The following is a 17,406-nucleotide window of genomic DNA, read 5'->3' on the forward strand; positions in this document are numbered from 1 at the left end:
GCGGGTGGCGACGATCAGCGAGAGGCGCTTGCCTCGATCAGCGACGCCTCGAGAATGTCGAGCGCCTCGCCGAACACGCCGTCCTGAATGGTGATCGGCGACAGGAAGCGGATGACGTTGCCGTAGACGCCACAGGTGAGCAGGATCAGCCCCTTGTCGAGCGCGATCAGCCGCACCTTATTGGCGAAGTCCGCACTCGGCAGCTTCGTCGTCGCATCGTTGAATTCCACGGCATTCATGAACCCGGGGCCGCGGATGTCGACGATTTCAGGCACCTTGTCGCGCAGCGATTCCAGTCGCTGCTTCAGTCGCGCGCCGAGTTGGTTGGCGCGGTCGCACAGGCCCTCGTCGGCGATGACGTCGAGCACGGCATGGGCAGCGGCGATCCCGAGCGGATTGCCGCCATAGGTGCCGCCGAGGCCGCCCGGCCCGGGCGCGTCCATCATCTCGGCGCGACCGGTGACGGCGGCAAGCGGAAAGCCGCCGGCAAGGCTCTTCGCCATGGTGACGAGATCGGCTGCCACCTCATGGTGTTCCATCGCGAACATCTTGCCGGTGCGTGCAAAGCCGGTCTGCACCTCGTCGGCAATCAGCAGAATGCCGTGCTGGTCGCAAATCTCGCGCAGCGTCTTCATGAAGGCTGACGGCGCGGGATAGAAACCGCCTTCGCCCTGCACGGGTTCGAGGATGATGGCGGCCACGCGCTGCGGATCGACATCTGCGGCAAAGAGCTTCTTCAGCGCCGCCAGCGATTGTTCGACGCTGATGCCGTGCAGCGGCACGGGGAATGGCGCATGGAAAACGTCGCCCGGCATCGGGCCGAAGCCGACCTTGTAGGGCGCCACCTTGCCGGTCAGCGCCATGCCCATGAAGGTACGGCCGTGGAAGCCGCCGCTAAAGGCAATAATGGCCGAGCGGCCTGTGGCGGCGCGAGCGATCTTGACGGCGTTTTCGACCGCTTCCGCGCCCGTCGTCACGAAAATCGTCTTCTTGGCGAAATCGCCGGGGACGATCGCGTTCAGCCGTTCGGCAAGATGTACATAGCTCTCATAGGGCACGACCTGGTGGCAGGTATGCGTGAAGCGATCGAGCTGTTCCTTGACGGCAGCAATGATGCGGGGATGCCGGTGGCCGGTATTCACCACGGCGATGCCGGAGGCAAAGTCGATATAGCGATTGCCTTCCTTGTCCCAGATTTCGGCATTTTCAGCACGATCGGCATAAATTTGCGTCGTCATGCCGACGCCACGGGAAATGGCGGCGTTCTTCCGCTCGGTCAAAGTCATGGTAGTCGCTCCCAGAAAGCAGTTTCGAATTATCTTGCAGAAGTTCTGCAATTTATTTACAAAACTCCTACATTTTTCCTGCAAGATTTCAAGCGGGATTTTGTGCGTATGACAAGAAGGCGCCAAAGGCTCGCATGCAGCCTCGCGTATTTTTAAGGCGCGCTAAGGCGCTTCATCCATGCTAGAGCATTTCCAGGAAAAGTGCGTAGCGGTTTTCCGTCCGGAATGCGTTGGGAAATAAGAAGATAGAGCGTTTCCGCGATTCGAAGAAAAGCGGAAATGCTCTAGACGGATCGAAAGACAAGAGATCAGGGAAATTGGCGAATGAGCAGCATCGAGCCCGAGCGCTACCCCGTGCGCTATAAGGTGGCGGAAGCGGCGCGTCTTGCCGGCGTATCCGCCTCCACCTTGCGGCTCTGGGAAAGCCAGGGCCTGGTGGTACCCTCCCGCTCCGAGACCGGGCACCGCCAGTACAGCGCTGAGGACGTGGCGCGGCTGAAGCGCATTTCGTGGTTCCGCGCCGAGCGCGGCCTCAATCCAGCGGCGATCCGCGAGGCGCTGGAGACTGAGGAAGGGAATGCGGCGGGTCTGGAGAATGGCGAGCAATCGGCATCCTCGGATATCGGCCGCAGACTTCGCTCGCTGCGTCATGCCGCCGGCAAGACGCTGGAACAGGTCGCCGCCGATATGGGCATGACGTCCTCGACGCTCTCGACCCTGGAGCGCACCTCTCAGGGCGTCAGCTTCAAGACCCTTCATGACCTGGCGGAGTACTACGGAACGACGGTGTCGCGCCTTTCGGGCGAGGAGCGCAAGGACGTTCCGGCGCTCATCCGGTCCGGCGAATGGCGTGCCTGGCCCGAGACGACACCCGGCGTCACCGTCCAACTGCTCGCCGAAGGCCGAACGATGATGGATTGCCATCGCTTCGTGCTTGCGCCGGGCGCGGCGAGCGAGGGCGCTTATCGACACGAGGGCGAGGAGTTCATCCATGTCCTTGCCGGGCGTCTGGAGCTGGTGCTCGACAGCGACCAGTTTTTCGATCTGCTGCCCGGCGATTCCCTTTATTTCGAAAGCCGCCGCTATCATTCCTGGCGCAATCGGCATGATGGCGAGACCATATTGCTCTGGATCAACACGCCGCCGACATTTTGAACGGCGCCCACATCGTTATCCGGTATCGTTATCGCCTCGTCTGTTCTATAGAACGGACGAAAAGCGAATTCCGAAAGACAGAGCCGGGAGAATTTCATGGCTGCCACCATCCGCTATCACGAAGGTGATATTTCCGCCGAAGATGCCGCCCGCTACACCGGCGCCATAGCCATCGACACCGAAACCCTCGGCCTCATTCCACGCCGCGACCGGCTGTGCGTCGTGCAGCTTTCGTCGGGCGATGGCACCGCCGATGTCATCCGTATTGCCGCCGGCCAAAAGCAGGCGCCTAATCTCGTCGCCATGCTTGCCGATCCCGCGCGCCAGAAGATCTTTCATTATGGCCGCTTCGACATCGCCGTCCTGTTCCATACGTTCGGCGTCACCACCACGCCGGTCTTCTGCACCAAGATCGCCTCGCGCCTGTGCCGTACCTATACCGACCGTCACGGTCTGAAGGATAATCTCAAGGAGATGCTCGACGTCGATATCTCCAAGGCGCAACAGTCATCCGATTGGGCGGCGGAAACGCTGTCGCCGGCACAGCTCGAATATGCCGCCTCCGACGTGCTTTATCTCCACGCGCTGCGCGAGAAGCTGACGCAACGCCTGCTGCGCGACGGCCGCATGGACTATGCGGATGATTGCTTTGCCTTCCTTCCGACCCGCGCCAAGCTCGATCTTCTCGGCTGGGAAGAGGCGGATATCTTCGCGCACAGCTGATAGCTCGCTCAAAAGGTGAAACTCGGAGGCCGGTGCCGTGGACGTGGCGTCGGCCTTTTTATTTAGTGATCTGTTAAGTATTCGGCTGCTATTTTGTGGCCGGTTTCCAGTTCTGCGCGTTCGCGCCTCGCCACTTCGGTTATCCGGCGCTAGGAAATGTACCGGCCGCATGAGCGGACCTTTATTGAACCTGCCTCCCGCTTCCATCGTCGCCTTGCCAGACAAAGGAGCATGTCATGTTGCTTCCCGTTGGTGCCGTGTCCGCTGTGGGTGTGTCCATTGAGAAGCCGATTGTCGCAACGGCTGAAACCTCCGGGCTTCAGACGGCGGCAACGCCGCTCGCCGTTCTGTCGAGTACCGTCAATGCCAGCGTCGAGGGCAGGCTGAACATGCTGCTGGTTGCGGCCCGCGAGCGCATGCTCGACAGCCTCCTTTCCGCGATCGACGTTGCCAGCGAGGTGGTGAATGTTTCCCGTGAACCGGGCGAGAACAATACGGCCTATGCGCAGCGCGTTGCCGCCGCAATCGGCAGCCTGACGCCGCCGCAGCTCGCCGTAGCGCAGCAGCGGATGGATGCGCAGATGAGGATACCGGTGCCGTTGCCGCTTTTGGCTGCGGCATTGGAGGACCCGGAAAGCCCGCAGGCTGTTCAGATGGCTCTGAGCTTGGAACAGGCATCGGCGGCAGAACCGGATGCCGTGCTGAAGGCTGTCGTCAATTCATATGGTCAGAATGCCGGCAGGACGGAAGCGCCGGTCCCGCAGGTGCCGGCCTCGACCCCGCTGCAGCGAGCGGCCGATCTGGCCACAATGGCAACAGCCCTTGCGGCCGCCGCAGAAGAGCCGATGCCTTCCACGCCCACGCCCACGCCCACGCCCACGCCCACGCCCACGACAATGCAGTCCGCGGCCCAGCCGCCGTCCGCGCCGTTGCAGACGCCACAACCGAGTGTTCCCACGCAAGCCGCGCCGGCCGCCGCCCAGGCGGTTCCGGCCCAGACGTCCACACAAAGCGCAACACCGGCCGCCCCGCAAGCTGCCACTACCGGCAGCGTTGCCGCCGGTGCGCACCCGGCTTCGCAGCTTGCGTCCCTTGTCGATGACCTTGCCGTGGTAGCACTGCTGACCGCGATCGCCGACGAGGCCGAACTTCCGACCGAAATCGCCTTGATCAGATCGCCGCTGACGCCGCCGCCCGTGCCGCGCGATATCCAGCAGATTCAAGCCGATATCAAGCAGGGGCTGCAGGTCGTTATCGGCCCCCCCGCGATGGCAATCAGTTCTGACCTTGAGCAGATCATCAGCAATCCCGCGCCCTCCGTCGAGAAATTCATCGCACAGGCACTGACCGCCAATACGGCAACGCAACCGCTATCACAGCCGCCATCCGTCGATGCAAGTACTAGAAACCTGGCATCGGCAATGGCGATACCCGTATCGTTGACGGATCAGCTCGAGGCGCCTGCCGCCGCGCTTTCCGGCAGGCCGCAGCCGTCGTCCGCGGCGCCGATGGCAATGTATGAGGCTGCGGAGCAGACGGGATTATCCGTACCCCTGCCGCTCGGCGTCCCCTTTGTCGTGACGAACTATTTGCCTGTTGATGTCCCTGCCAAGGCCGGCGGATCGAAACTGCTCAATCGCGTCGATCCCGTCGACGATGAGGAAGGCGGCGACGCCCAGGACGAAGAGACGGCTGAGCAGCAGGATAAAGACGAGGCTCAAGCGGAACAACCATCGCCGAAAGCGGCTGAAGAGGCTTCCGACGAAGCGGACGCAGGGCTTGTTTCTCCTCTTAACGGGGCCGGACCGGAACAGCTTGCCTTGCCGCAGCCGTCGCGTGACCCCTTGCACGACCACGCTTTTGATTTCTATCGGCGCATGGTGGCCTGGGAATAAAGCATGTCGCGCAAAAGTGTGCAGCGGTTTTGCGGCAACGACATGCGCAAAATCAAAGACCTGAAGCGCGAGAAGCGAATCTGAAAGATCGCGATGCGCTTTAGGCTGCCTTGGGACAGCCGGCGGTATAGGCGCGGCTGAACCGACAAAGAAAAACCCGCCGGATCGCTCCGGCGGGTCTTTTGTTTCCAGGCTTCTACCGAAGATTATTCGGCGTTGCGGTTCTTCAGAGCCGCACCCAGGATGTCGCCGAGCGAAGCGCCCGAGTCGGAAGAACCGAACTGAGCAACGGCTTCCTTCTCTTCTGCGATTTCCAGAGCCTTGATGGACAGCATGATCTTGCGGTCCTTCTTGGAGAAGTTGGTGACGCGAGCGTCGACAACCTGACCAACCGAGAAACGCTCAGGGCGCTGCTCGTCACGGTCACGCGACAGATCGGCGCGGCGGATGAACGAGGTGATGTCTTCGTGGTTGACGAGCTTCACTTCGATACCGCCGTCGTTGACTGCGATGACTTCGCAGGAAACGACTGCATTCTTGCGCAGGTCGCCGGAAGCTGCTGCTTCGCCGACTGCGTCCTTGCCGAGCTGCTTGATGCCGAGCGAGATGCGTTCCTTCTCGACGTCGACGTCGAGAACGACAGCCTTGACGACGTCACCCTTGTTGTACTCTTCGATGACCTGCTCGCCCGGACGGTTCCAGTCGAGGTCGGAGAGGTGCACCATGCCGTCCACATCGCCGTCGAGGCCGATGAACAGGCCGAATTCGGTCTTGTTCTTGACTTCGCCTTCGACTTCGGTGCCAGCCGGATGGTTGCGAGCGAATGCTGCCCACGGGTTTTCCAGCGTCTGCTTCAGGCCGAGCGAGATACGACGCTTGGTCGGATCGACTTCGAGAACGACGACTTCCACTTCCTGGCTCGTGGACAGGATCTTGCCGGGGTGAACGTTCTTCTTGGTCCAGGACATTTCCGAGATGTGGATGAGGCCTTCGATGCCCGGCTCCAGCTCGACGAACGCACCGTAGTCGGTGATGTTCGTGACGGTACCGGAAATCTTCTTGCCTTCCGGATACTTGGCCTGGATGCCATCCCACGGATCGCTCTCGAGCTGCTTCATGCCGAGCGAGATACGATGGGTTTCCTGGTTGATGCGGATGATCTGTACCTTGACCTGCTGGCCGATGGACAGGATCTCCGACGGATGGTTCACACGGCGCCATGCCATGTCGGTGACGTGCAGCAGGCCGTCGATGCCGCCGAGGTCAACGAACGCACCGTAATCGGTGATGTTCTTGACGACGCCGTCAACAACCTGGCCTTCTTCGAGGTTCTGAACGATTTCAGAACGCTGCTCGGCACGGGACTCTTCCAGAACCGTACGACGCGAAACGACGATGTTGCCGCGGCGCTTGTCCATCTTGAGGATTTCGAAGGGCTGCGGGTTATGCATCAGCGGGGTCACGTCGCGGATCGGACGGATGTCGACCTGCGAACGCGGCAGGAAGGCGATAGCGCCGTCGAGATCGACGGTGAAGCCGCCCTTGACCTGGTTGAAGATAACGCCTTCAACGCGCTCGCCAGCTTCGAACTTGGCTTCGAGCTTGATCCAGCTTTCTTCGCGGCGAGCCTTTTCGCGCGACAGAACAGCTTCGCCAAGCGCGTTTTCGATGCGCTCGACGTAGACTTCGACTTCATCGCCAACCTTGAGCGTGCCGTCCTTGGCGCGTGCACCGAATTCCTTCAGTGCGATACGGCCTTCGACCTTGAGGCCGACGTCAACGACCGCGACATCCTTTTCGATGCCGGTGACGATGCCCTTGGTGACATAGCCTTCAGCCAGATCGTTCTTGGCGAAGGATTCTTCGAGAAGGGCCGCGAAATCTTCGCGAGAGGGGGAAGTTACAGACATAAAATCTCCTGGCGTGTCCATATTATGCAATCTGGACACTGACGCGCCGGTGGTTCGCGTTAAACGGGCCTGACCCCAGTCCGCCTTCCCTTTAAGGAAAGCTATCCGGCGCTTGGACGGAATGTCAGGCTATCTTGAAATCGGCGGTTCCGGGCGCGGGGCGCGCGAAAGCCGCTCATATTTTCATGCATTTCGGCTCAGAGCGGCGTCGACGATCGACTTTGCCTTCTGAAACGCCGCTTCTATACTCATTTCTGAGGTATCTAGCAAGTATGCGTCTTCAGCCGGTTTCAGCGGGCTGTCGGTGCGGCCCATGTCGCGCTCGTCGCGCCGTTTCACATCCTCGAAAATGGCGTCGTAATCGGCGCTGCCGCCGGCGTCGACGATCTCCTCGTAGCGCCGCTGCGCGCGGACTTCCGCCGAGGCCGTCACATAGAGTTTCACCGGCGCATCCGGGCAGACGACGGTGCCGATGTCGCGGCCGTCGAGCACCGCACCTGGCTTCTTTTCGGCAAAACGTCTCTGCGCTTCGACCAGCGCCCGGCGGACTGCCGGCATGACTGCGATCTTTGAGGCGGCCTCGCCGATCTCGTGCCTGGATAGAATGGTTCGGTCGAGCCCGGCCAGATCGACCTTGCGCGCCATGCCTTCGGCGATGGTCTCGTCGTCGAGCGGCAATCCGGCATCGAGCAGCGCCTTGGCGGTCGCGCGGTAGGTGAGGCCGGTATCGAGATGATGAAAACCATAGGTTTCGGCGATCCGGCGCGCCAGGGTTCCCTTGCCGGCAGCCGCAGGCCCGTCAATGGCAATGATCATGTCTTCTTCCGTCCCTGCGCGGTCTTTCGTTATCTGCTGTAGCGACGCACCGGTTCGGCCGCTTCCGCCGTTCCGTAAGATCGAGCGCCCCGAGGCCTTCGGCGACGCCTGTCGGTCAGCTAGCGGCCGGTTCTGGCTCACCTTCCATTTGCCGTCAATCGTCTCGATATCGATTTCAATGCCGATAATGCCTTCCATCGGGCTGCGACGAAGTCCGGCGGCGCATCCTCACTGCCCTGGGCTGGGCGCGGCCTATTAGCCCCCGGTTTCGATCGTCGCGCCCAATCTTGTCATCATAGCAAAAAATTCGGGAAAGCTGGTGGCGATCATGGCCGAATCGTCGACCGAAACCGGATGCTCGCTGGCAAGCCCCATGACGAGAAAACTCATGGCGAGGCGATGATCGAGATGGGTCTTGACCGCACCTCGGCTGGAACTGCCCAGGCCCTTGCCGTCTGGCCTGCCGCGAACCGTTAGGGAATCCCTGCCTTCGCTGCAGTCGACACCATTGAGCTTCAATCCTTCGGCGACGGCCGAGAGCCTGTCGGACTCCTTCACCCGCAGCTCCTCCAGCCCCTGCATGATCGTCGTGCCCTTGGCAAAGGCGGCCGCGACGGCCAGCACGGGATATTCGTCGATCATCGACGGCGCACGCTCGGCCGGCACGCTGACGCCCTTGAGCGTTGAGGAGCGCACGCCGAGATCGGCGACATCCTCGCCGCCTGTGACGCGCCGGTCGATGACCTCGATATTCGCGCCCATTTCCTGCAGCGTCAGGATGAGGCCGGTGCGCGTCGGGTTCATCAGCACGTTGCGGATGGTGATGTCGGAGTTGGGCACGATCAAGGCCGCCACCAGCGGGAAGGCGGCGGAAGACGGATCGCCGGGAACGTCGATCGTCTGGCCGGTGAGCTTGCCCTGGCCTTCGAGGCGGATGGTGCGGACCCCGGCCACATCGGTTTCGACCGCAAGTGATGCGCCGAAGCCGACGAGCATCCTTTCGGTATGGTCGCGGGTCATGACGGGCTCGATCACGGTTGTAATGCCAGGTGCATTGAGTCCTGCCAGAAGCACGGCGGATTTGACCTGCGCCGAGGCCATCGGCACACGATAGGTCAGTGGGCTGGCCACACCTGGCCCATGTAGCGTAACAGGCAGCCGGTCGCCCGTAGCGGCGCTGACCTGCGTCCCCATGCGGCGCAGCGGATCGAGAATACGGCCCATCGGCCGTTTCGACAGCGAAGCATCGCCGAGGAAGGTCGTTTTGAAATCGTAGGAACCGACCAGGCCCATGGTCAGGCGGGAGCCGGTGCCGGCATTGCCGAAGTCGAGCGGTGCCTCGGGCGTCAGTAGAGCGCCATTGCCGGTGCCGTTGACGATCCATGCATCGCCGTCCCTCTGGATCGTAGCGCCAAGGGCCTGCATGGCCCTGCCGGTATGAAGCACATCCTCGCCTTCGAGCAGGCCTGTGATGCGCGTCTCGCCCGAAGCAAGGCCGCCGAACATCAGCGAGCGATGGGAAATGGATTTGTCGCCGGGAATGCGGATCGTGCCGAAAAGGCCGGCCGAGCGGCGTGCCACGGCTGGATGGGGGAGAGTATCGTGCGGCATGGGCAATTCCTTTGCGATGCCGGTATTCCATCCGCATTCTGTGCTGGCTGCTATCGTCCTTGGCCAGATGTTCTGCGGTTCACATTGGCTGGCTAGCACAGGCTTGTTGCGCAGTCATCCCGCAATGCGTGAAAACCGCGTGCGAAGCGGCATGAAGTTTAGCTTTGACAGAAACCGCCGCAACGATTAAGGGGACCGGCTGATATTTCCCTTAAAACGCCGGCTTCCCCGGCATTGCCGAATTTTCATTCGGCCATTCATGAGGCTTTGACAGTGGCGAAAGCGGAACTTGGAACAAAACGTACCGACCCCGATACCGGCAAGAAGTTCTATGACTTGAACCGGGATCCGGTGATCTCGCCCTATACCGGCAAATCCTGGCCCTTGTCCTTCTTTGAGGAAACCTCCGCTTCCAAGGAAGTTCCGGAAGAAGAGGAAGTGGCCGAAGTCGATACCGAAAACACCGAAGTCGAACTGGTGTCGCTCGAGGATGCCGACGAAGCGGCAAGCGGCGACGATATCCCGGATATGGGCGATGACGAAGTCGAAATCGGCGACGATGACGACGATACCTTCCTCGAAGCCGACGAAGATGAAGACGATGACGACATGAGCGATATCATCGGCGTCACCGGTGACGAAGACGACGTCTGATCGCAAAGACTATCGGCCCGGGAACCAAGAAAAATTTCCCGGGCCGAATTTTTCGGCTTGCTATCTGCAAAAACCAGAAGTAATAAGCCGCCACCCCGACGGGCGAAGCGCTCGGAAGGGACCCAGGGCCGGTCAAACGGCACCACCTTGATGGGGCTATAGCTCAGCTGGGAGAGCGCTTGCATGGCATGCAAGAGGTCAGCGGTTCGATCCCGCTTAGCTCCACCAAATTCTCTTCCGATGAAAATTCCGTAAGACAATCAGATAGATGCGCCGCATGACCGTCGGGTTGAGTGCTCAAGAAAGTACCCATGCGATTCTGGGGATTAAGCTTCGAGAAATCCCCCGTTAGTAACTTGTGATTCGCGGCGGCTGGGAATCCATTCTAGGCTGCCTTCACGAATTGGAGATGAAGAGCGCAATGCTATGAGCGCCGGATATGACCCCAGAGCTGTTGCCAACCTCATGCTGGATGAGGCGAGCAGGAGTGATTTACGGCTGGGACACATCCAACTGCAAAAGCTCCTCTATTTCTCCCACGGCATCCATCTTGTCCAAACCAAATCGCCTCTCGTTTCCGGTTATTTTGAGGCATGGCAGTATGGTCCTGTCCATCCCACGGTCTATCGCGCATTCAAGCAGGCGGGCCGAGAAGCAATTCAGTTCCGTGCGACTGGGCAAGACCCACTGACTGGGGAGTGCCGTCGCATCGAGGACGTTAAAGATAGTGAGATCGTGAATCTTATTCGGCGTGTTCTAGGCTCATATGGCTCCTTGCCTACGGGTCGTCTTGTTGATTTGTCCCACGCCAAGGACTCTCCATGGTGGTACATCGTGGAGCAGGGGCGGGCGGGAGTTGCGTTCGGGATGAGAATCTCGGATAGTGTGATTGCAGACCGATTCCGTCACCATAAGGTATCAGTCGGTCCAGAACCACTATCTGGAGAACCTCTTGACGACACTCCTTTTGCCTGACACCGACTTGGCACGGCTTGCTCCACTGCCTGATGTGGTGCAACGAGCGCAGTTGTGGAAGATGAAGACGGGGTTTTCCACCTTCTCCTACAAACACGTTCGCGCCTGCTTTGCTGATATCTTCAATGTTCAGCCAGCAATGTTTGGCGATACGCCCCCTACGCCCTTTGAGAAAATCCGGGAGCGGTTGATTCGATCCTGCAAGTCGGGCGACGAGTTCAAGAGCAATGAGCAGATCGCGAAAGCGCTCCACGAGTTTGCTGCACAACACAACATCGCGGGCCGGCATCATGACTTTTTCCCGATGGCGATGGGCATTGGCCGCAAGGTAAACTTCTGGCTTCCCTCGGTTTTCGCCATTGACGGTATGCCCTACTCTTTGTTCATCGACCCAAGACGAACCAAGGGGCTTACCAAGGCGGGACGGCGCTTTGCCTTCTCGGTAATGCATGAACGCATTCGTGCTGCCGATGACGACTTTGCTGGAGTCAACCTCGGGATTGTCCGCTTCGGCGTGAACGATGACGGCGGGCGAACGGCGCAACTCTATAGCGATAAGGGCGCGGTGCTCTATTCACTTGATGAGTTGGAGAGCATGGTGGCGAACACCTATCGCATTTGGACTGAAGTCTACGAAGAGCGAACCGCTGAGACACGGCGCAAGGGTACAGCAACCGGTGGGTTTATTTAACGAAGGCGGTCAGGCACGCTCATGGCCGAGTAGTATTGCCCACCATGCAAATGCTCTATTTTTTTATGAATTCTAGCAGCCCCAAAGGCGGGCCCTCCTCTTGTGGGCTGGTAGGCGCTGGCCGGAAAAGCGCGTTGAGAATAAGCGCTCTATCCTGTTCCGCAATTCCAACAGACTTCCGCTTAGCCAGACCTAAGAATGTTATGGCCATCACCCTCCTGTGCTCGGCATCGGACGCAATTAAGAGGTTCTGAGCAAAAATTCGGCTCACATGCTTCAGCAACCAGCCATATGCCAACACAGGCACCGTGAACACAACGAGGGAAGCCACGGATATAGTGCCTTTGGTGATATCCAAAACGTGGTCAATGTAGCCTGAAACTGCTGACCATTCTAATGCGATCAATAACGCGGGAGCAGCCAGCAAGACCACGAAAGCCACAAGGGCGAAGAAAGCGTATCTGTTTGCCGTTGAAGCAACTTTTTGCCAGTGCCGAGATGGTCCTTGTAGTACCAGATGCTTTTCATAGAGCTCATGCAAATCATTTAGCTCTCTGGTCTTTTCGTCAACATACTTTGCGAAGGCGTCCCGCATCTCATCTAAGCTGACTTCGGCGTCCAGCCGGGCTTGCTTCATGGATGTGGCAGTGTTGCTTGCAATCCGCAGGCTTTCACTGGCGGAGACGATGTCAGCAGTAGTTGCCACGTTCGGATTGAACTGAAGAACGATCTTGAGAAGGCCGTACGCCTCCTTGATTTCCGCTCGTGCGGTAACCACTCCTTCCGAGAACACAAGCGCAAGCATCTGAGCGGAATGCAGCTGCTGCTCTGCGATCAGGCGAGCAATTTGTTGGCCAATTTTCCCCTTCGAGAGAACGGCTTTTTGTTCCTCGGCAGCTTGGATGAACGAGTTGAAGCCGCTAGCATCATTGTCCCTGAGGCTACTGAGTATTGCGCCTATCCGTCTTTGATAGCCTTGGGCAATGCCGGGGGAACCGTAGTTGCGGTTAGCGCTTACATAGTCTTGATCAATTCCGGGCAGGTCGCGCCAGAAAGCCATCTCATCGTTGAGCCAAGGTATCAGCTCGTTTGGCTCCAGGGTCGTTTTCCCAATGCCTTGCGAACGGCATTCCCACGTAATCGCTTGCTCTATCACCGCACGCCTCCTAGCATTGAGGCGGGATAGTATCATCTTCCCGTATGGCGTGTAGAATTGCCACGCCGCTTATCCACTGCTCTCTTAAGGTCGCCCGTAAGGAGCCTTCCAAAAGATAGACAGGGGTCAGATATCTCAGAGGTAAGCCACGTGACAGCGGCGGCAAGGTTCCGGCAGAGCATTTGCAAAGAAGAGGCTGCTCTAAATAAGCCTTTCTGTTTTCAGCGTATCGATAATTTAATCCATCCTCCGCATCCCCCCAACTTCATGCTAGCCTCCGCTCCTCCTTAACCCACTTCGATTCGCCCCATGACCAGACAGCGCCGCCGTCGCCTTATCAAGACCCGCCGCACGGTGACGGGGTTTCTGCTCGTTGCCTCGATTGCCTTTCTGGCCGGGATGACCGATGCCGTCGGCCTAATGCTGACGGGCAACTTCGTGTCCTTCATGACTGGCAACACGACGCGGGCAGCAATTGCGCTGGGGACGGGGGATTTCGGCCATGCGGCGGTGCTGTTCTCGGCCATCCTGACATTCATCATCGGCAACGCGCTCGGAATCGTCATTGCTCATGCGGCGGACCGGCGAGCTTTCGTGGTGCTTGCCTGCGTCAGCATCCTTCTGGCAGCCGCCGCGGGCTTTGCGGAACCGTCGTTGGTTCTGGTGCAGTTCTATCTGGTGGTGCTTGCCATGGGCATGGTCAATGCTACTGTCGAGCATATCGAAGGCCTGCCGATCGGCCTCACCTATGTCACCGGGGCGCTCTCGCGCTTCGGACGCGGTCTTGGCCGTTTCCTGCTGGGGGATCGGGATTTTCTCTGGACGGTGCAGATCGTGCCCTGGAGCGGCATGATCTCAGGCGCCATCATCGGCGCGCTTCTGGCCGGCGCCTTTGGTGCACACGCGCTCTGGCTGGTGTCGATGGTCGCCCTCGTCCTGGCGCTATCGACGCTTTTCATCCCCCGTCCGCTGCAGCGTCGCTTCAATCAGCGCTTCGTTATTTCGGCGTCGATGGTGCGGCGATCGAAATAGCCACATTGCAGTGCACAAAAATCTGCTAGGGAGAAAAACGAATCGTTTTGCCGACAAGCCTAAGGATATGCCGTGTTCGTTTTTTCGAAACTTGTCTGGATTTTCGGTCAGCCGTTGTCGCTGGCGTTCCTTTTCATCCTGCTGACCTTCATCGCCGCTCTCCTGCGCTGGCGCGCCACCGTGATTGTCTCCTCGCTGCTGTCGGTGCTTATCCTGTTCGTCTCGCTCTATACGACGGCGGGCGCCTATGTCGTCCAGGGGCTGGAAGAACGCTTTCCGCGCGCCGCCGCCGATCCGGCGGATCTCAAATGCATGATCGTCCTCGGCGGCGCCACGCAGAACGAGGTTACGACCGCGCGTGGCGGTTATGAGTTCGATTCGGCCGGCGATCGCCTCGTCGAAGCGCTGCGTCTCTCGCAGAAATATCCGCAGGCGCGCATCGTCATCTCGGGCGGCGATGGCTCGATCGGCGGCACCTATGAGGGCGATGCCGTCATCTCCGAGCGCTTCTTTACGGCACTCGGTATTCCCAAAGACCGCATGGTCGCGGATACGACCTCGCGCACCACCTTCGAGAACGCGGTCAACACGAAGGAATTGCTGGAGCAGAACGGGCTTTCGAATTGCCTGCTCATCACATCAGGCTTCCACATGCCCCGCTCGATGGGCATCTTCCGCAAGCAGGGCATCGATGTCGTGCCCTGGCCGGTCGATTACCGCAGCACCGGCAAGGAAACGCCCGGCCTCGATTTCACCCAGCCCTCACGCAACGCGCAACTGCTGGCGACGGGATTGCGCGAATGGGTCGGCCTGGTCGGCTATTACGCCGTCGGCCGGACATCGGCGCTCTATCCCGGACAGTGACCACGTGTCCGGGCCGTAATAGCTACGTGCCCGGGCGGTAATAACGACGTACCCGGGCCGTAAAGCCTATTTCTTCGAGATCGTGACAAATTTGACGCTGCGGACCCGGACGGTGATCTCGCAGCGGTCCTCGCCGTCCTTGCGGTCGCAGAAGTGCGGATGCATTTTCATGACCAGCACCATGTTGCCGAAGCGCTGGATGAAATCATAGCCGTAGATCCGCGCCGTGGCGACGAGCAGGTAGCCACCCTCGGCCACCTGGACATAGAAATTATAGGGGCAGCCCTCGTCCGTGCAGTAGGGTCCCTTTTCGCCCTTGCAGGTGATCTCGCCCTCGTTGACGACGATATCCATCAGCTTGTCATTGTTGATGTCCTGCTGGGTGGCGAAATGATCGCCGAAGCTCGCCTGTCCGTCGCAGCTCTTGGTGAAGTGGTCTTTCTCGAATGCCACGGGATCCTGCAGGATCGATTGCTGCGCCTCGGCCACGGCGGGCATGATCACGAATGCGATAAGGTTGAGGATCACGATCAGCAGGGATTTCACGGGGGATTCCTCTTCGAAGCGCCGTTACGGCCACGATAACAGCCGCAGCCGCTGCGATATCTTTACATCAGCCGGCTTGCGCGGCCCTTGCCGTCGTGATTCATTCCGGGAAAATCGCCGGCGCCTCGTTGGAGTTTTCGATGTCGCTTCTCTCGTTTCTTGATTATGCCGGCGTCGCCCTTTTTGCCGCAACCGGCGCGCTCGCGGCTTCGCGCAAGCAGCTCGATCTGATCGGCTTCCTGTTCCTGGCCGCTGTCACCGGCATCGGTGGCGGTACGCTGCGCGATATCGTCCTTGGCCGGGTGCCGGTCTTCTGGGTGCTGAACCCGACCTATATCATCATCTGTGCCGTGGTCGGCGTCCTGGTCTTCTTCACCGCGCATCTGTTCGAATCGCGCTACAGGCTGCTCATCTGGCTCGATGCGGTGGGACTGTCGGCCTATTGCGTGATGGGGGCTGCCAAGGGCATGGCGGCAACGGGTTCGCCCACTGTCGCCATCGTCACCGGCGCGCTGACGGCGACGTTTGGCGGCATCCTGCGCGATCTGCTGGCGAATGAGCCCTCGGTGCTGCTGCGCCCAGAGATCTATGTGACGGCCTCGCTCGTCGGCGCCGGCGTCTTCACGGCCGCCAACGCGACGATGTTGCCGCTTTATGCATCTGCGGGGCTGGGCGTAATCGCGGCTTTCGCGGTGCGCGGCGGCGCGCTCTGGTTCGGCTGGACCTTCCCGACCTATCATCACAAGCCAGGTCGGCATCCGGATGATGTGATGTAACGGGAGGGGAGGCAGTAGGAGTTAGGCAATAGGCAATAGCGGATGGCCGGGAAACAATTCTATTGCCTATTGCCTATTGCCTATTGCCGCTTACGCCGCAGGCGGATCACCACGTCGACATGGGCGATTTCCATGCCCTTCGGCGGTTCGGGCAGGTTGTCGATCGTCAGGTTGCTGATCGGAATATCCAGCACTTCATTGTGGCCTTCCACGAAAAAGTGATGGTGATCGGAGACGTTGGTGTCGAAATAGGTCTTGGTGCTTTCGACGGCGAGCACGCGGATCAGGCCAGCCTCGGTAAATTGATGCAGCGTGTTGTAGACGGTGGCGAGCGAAACCGGAACGCCGGCGGCAACGGCTTCCTCGTGAAGCTCCTCCACCGTCAGATGGCGGTCGCCCTTGGCGAAGAGAAGGTCTCCCAGCGCAATCCGCTGTCGGGTCGGCCTCAGGCCGACATGGCGCAGCCTGGTTTCGATCGCGATTTCGGCCTCTTCCGCCATTCAGGGACTCCAGATTCCTAATCTCTATAATTCTTTACTAAGCCATATAACTTTTGCCTTGATTGCTTTCAATAGTTTCAATGGGGTGGGAAGGTGCTCAAAAGCCGCAAAAAACCGGCTTTTGGCGCAATTCGCTCTGGTCGCGGCTCTGGCGTTCCTGTATGCGACCACCACATAACGGCTAGTGCGGTCGATCGAACGGATGAATGAGAATGCGATGCTTTCGCTTCATTTTCTGTCCATCTTGCACTAAAGCTTCACATCCATCGGCATTCATGCGGGGGAAACGGATTTTTTATGACGACGAGACAGTCCAGCTTCAATTACGAGGAAATCCTGGCTTGCGGCCGCGGCGAACTGTTCGGCCCGGGCAACGCGCAGCTTCCCCTGCCGCCGATGCTGATGGTCCATCGCATTACTGAAATTTCCGAGACCGGCGGCACCTTCGACAAGGGCTTCATCCGCGCCGAATACGACGTGCGCCCCGATGATTGGTATTTCCCCTGCCATTTTGCCGGCAATCCGATCATGCCCGGCTGCCTCGGCCTTGACGGCATGTGGCAGCTGACCGGCTTCTTCCTCGGCTGGCTCGGCGAACCCGGCCGCGGCATGGCGCTTTCGACGGGCGAAGTGAAGTTCAAGGGCATGGTCCGCCCGGATACGAAGCTTCTCGAATACGGCATCGACTTCAAGCGTGTCATGCGCGGCCGTCTGGTGCTCGGCACCGCCGACGGCTGGCTGAAGGCTGACGGGGAGGTCATCTATCAGGCGACGGACCTGCGCGTGGGCCTGTCGAAGGACAAGGTTGCCTGAACC

The 17,406-nt window shown here is 59.7% G+C and carries 18 protein-coding genes and 1 tRNA gene; 12 read left to right on the forward strand and 7 right to left on the reverse strand.

What is annotated here, in order from left to right; translation table 11 throughout:
- Window positions 1-14: 14 nt before the first annotated feature.
- Window positions 15-1,286 carry a 4-aminobutyrate--2-oxoglutarate transaminase gene (locus FP026_RS12745; protein ID WP_149635004.1) on the reverse strand — a complete coding sequence of 424 codons (1,272 nt, stop codon included), beginning with the start codon at window positions 1,284-1,286 and terminating at the stop codon, window positions 15-17.
- A 324-nt stretch (window positions 1,287-1,610) separates the two neighbouring features.
- Here FP026_RS12745 and FP026_RS12750 point away from each other — a divergent pair, with 324 nt between their 5' ends.
- The 3 genes from FP026_RS12750 to FP026_RS30205 all read left to right on the forward strand — a co-directional run bounded on the left by FP026_RS12750 (window position 1,611) and on the right by FP026_RS30205 (window position 5,059).
- The gene (locus FP026_RS12750) at window positions 1,611-2,441 is read left to right on the forward strand and encodes a MerR family transcriptional regulator (RefSeq protein WP_149635005.1); all 831 of its coding nucleotides are present in this window, start codon (window positions 1,611-1,613) and stop codon (window positions 2,439-2,441) included.
- 96 nt (window positions 2,442-2,537) lie between these two features.
- Complete coding sequence (locus tag FP026_RS12755) at window positions 2,538-3,164, forward strand: ribonuclease D (protein WP_149635006.1); 627 nt, start codon at window positions 2,538-2,540, stop codon at window positions 3,162-3,164.
- 236 nt (window positions 3,165-3,400) lie between these two features.
- Entirely contained in the window at window positions 3,401-5,059 is a 1,659-nt protein-coding gene (locus FP026_RS30205) for a hypothetical protein (protein ID WP_188112568.1), read from the forward strand.
- 206 nt (window positions 5,060-5,265) lie between these two features.
- On the opposite strand, the gene rpsA is transcribed toward FP026_RS30205, so the two are convergent.
- The 3 genes from rpsA to aroA all read right to left on the reverse strand — a co-directional run bounded on the left by rpsA (window position 5,266) and on the right by aroA (window position 9,396).
- Window positions 5,266-6,969: a 30S ribosomal protein S1 gene (gene rpsA / locus FP026_RS12770; protein ID WP_149635009.1), complete on the reverse strand. Its 1,704-nt coding sequence runs from the start codon at window positions 6,967-6,969 to the stop codon at window positions 5,266-5,268.
- Window positions 6,970-7,152: 183 nt separating this feature from the next.
- Window positions 7,153-7,785, reverse strand: coding sequence for a (d)CMP kinase (gene cmk, locus FP026_RS12775; RefSeq protein WP_149635010.1), 633 nt, complete (start codon window positions 7,783-7,785; stop codon window positions 7,153-7,155).
- Between the two features lie 255 nt (window positions 7,786-8,040).
- Window positions 8,041-9,396, reverse strand: a complete 1,356-nt coding sequence (aroA, locus tag FP026_RS12780; RefSeq protein WP_149635011.1) for a 3-phosphoshikimate 1-carboxyvinyltransferase — start codon at window positions 9,394-9,396, stop codon at window positions 8,041-8,043.
- Between aroA and FP026_RS12785 the strand changes: the two genes are divergently transcribed.
- The 5 genes from FP026_RS12785 (at window position 9,395) to socB (ending at window position 11,716) form a co-directional block, all read left to right on the forward strand.
- Complete coding sequence (locus tag FP026_RS12785) at window positions 9,395-9,586, forward strand: hypothetical protein (protein WP_149635012.1); 192 nt, start codon at window positions 9,395-9,397, stop codon at window positions 9,584-9,586. The genes aroA and FP026_RS12785 overlap by 2 nt on opposite strands.
- Before the next feature lie 83 nt (window positions 9,587-9,669).
- Window positions 9,670-10,050 carry a TIGR02300 family protein gene (locus FP026_RS12790; RefSeq protein ID WP_149635013.1) on the forward strand — a complete coding sequence of 127 codons (381 nt, stop codon included), beginning with the start codon at window positions 9,670-9,672 and terminating at the stop codon, window positions 10,048-10,050.
- 152 nt (window positions 10,051-10,202) lie between these two features.
- Window positions 10,203-10,278: transfer RNA gene (locus FP026_RS12795), tRNA-Ala, on the forward strand.
- 198 nt (window positions 10,279-10,476) lie between these two features.
- Complete coding sequence (gene socA, locus FP026_RS12800) at window positions 10,477-11,025, forward strand: type VI toxin-antitoxin system SocA family antitoxin (RefSeq protein ID WP_149635014.1); 549 nt, start codon at window positions 10,477-10,479, stop codon at window positions 11,023-11,025.
- Complete coding sequence (socB, locus tag FP026_RS12805; protein WP_246665327.1) at window positions 10,940-11,716, forward strand: type VI toxin-antitoxin system SocB family DNA replication inhibitor toxin; 777 nt, start codon at window positions 10,940-10,942, stop codon at window positions 11,714-11,716. Before socA ends, socB begins: the two co-directional genes overlap by 86 nt.
- A 55-nt stretch (window positions 11,717-11,771) precedes the next feature.
- Here socB and FP026_RS12810 read toward each other — a convergent pair whose 3' ends face one another.
- Window positions 11,772-12,872: a DUF6161 domain-containing protein gene (locus tag FP026_RS12810; RefSeq protein WP_149635016.1), complete on the reverse strand. Its 1,101-nt coding sequence runs from the start codon at window positions 12,870-12,872 to the stop codon at window positions 11,772-11,774.
- A 309-nt stretch (window positions 12,873-13,181) separates the two neighbouring features.
- Between FP026_RS12810 and FP026_RS12815 the strand changes: the two genes are divergently transcribed.
- Window positions 13,182-13,904, forward strand: a complete 723-nt coding sequence (locus FP026_RS12815) for a YoaK family protein (protein ID WP_149635017.1) — start codon at window positions 13,182-13,184, stop codon at window positions 13,902-13,904.
- 72 nt (window positions 13,905-13,976) lie between these two features.
- A complete protein-coding gene (locus FP026_RS12820; RefSeq protein WP_149635018.1) occupies window positions 13,977-14,768 on the forward strand; it encodes a YdcF family protein in 792 nt (263 codons plus the stop codon).
- Between the two features lie 66 nt (window positions 14,769-14,834).
- Here the strand turns inward: FP026_RS12820 and FP026_RS12825 are convergent, their stop codons facing one another.
- The gene (locus tag FP026_RS12825) at window positions 14,835-15,314 is read right to left on the reverse strand and encodes a hypothetical protein (RefSeq protein ID WP_149635019.1); all 480 of its coding nucleotides are present in this window, start codon (window positions 15,312-15,314) and stop codon (window positions 14,835-14,837) included.
- A gap of 140 nt (window positions 15,315-15,454) precedes the next feature.
- Here FP026_RS12825 and FP026_RS12830 point away from each other — a divergent pair, with 140 nt between their 5' ends.
- Complete coding sequence (locus FP026_RS12830) at window positions 15,455-16,090, forward strand: trimeric intracellular cation channel family protein (protein ID WP_041677753.1); 636 nt, start codon at window positions 15,455-15,457, stop codon at window positions 16,088-16,090.
- Between the two features lie 80 nt (window positions 16,091-16,170).
- Here FP026_RS12830 and irrA read toward each other — a convergent pair whose 3' ends face one another.
- Complete coding sequence (irrA, locus tag FP026_RS12835) at window positions 16,171-16,590, reverse strand: iron response transcriptional regulator IrrA (RefSeq protein WP_149635020.1); 420 nt, start codon at window positions 16,588-16,590, stop codon at window positions 16,171-16,173.
- A 297-nt stretch (window positions 16,591-16,887) separates the two neighbouring features.
- Here irrA and fabA point away from each other — a divergent pair, with 297 nt between their 5' ends.
- Entirely contained in the window at window positions 16,888-17,403 is a 516-nt protein-coding gene (gene fabA, locus FP026_RS12840; RefSeq protein ID WP_149635021.1) for a 3-hydroxyacyl-[acyl-carrier-protein] dehydratase FabA, read from the forward strand.
- Window positions 17,404-17,406 lie beyond the last annotated feature (3 nt).

It is taken from the genome of Martinezella tropici (genome assembly GCF_008370325.1).
In the GTDB taxonomy this organism is placed as follows: domain Bacteria; phylum Pseudomonadota; class Alphaproteobacteria; order Rhizobiales; family Rhizobiaceae; genus Rhizobium; species Rhizobium tropici_B.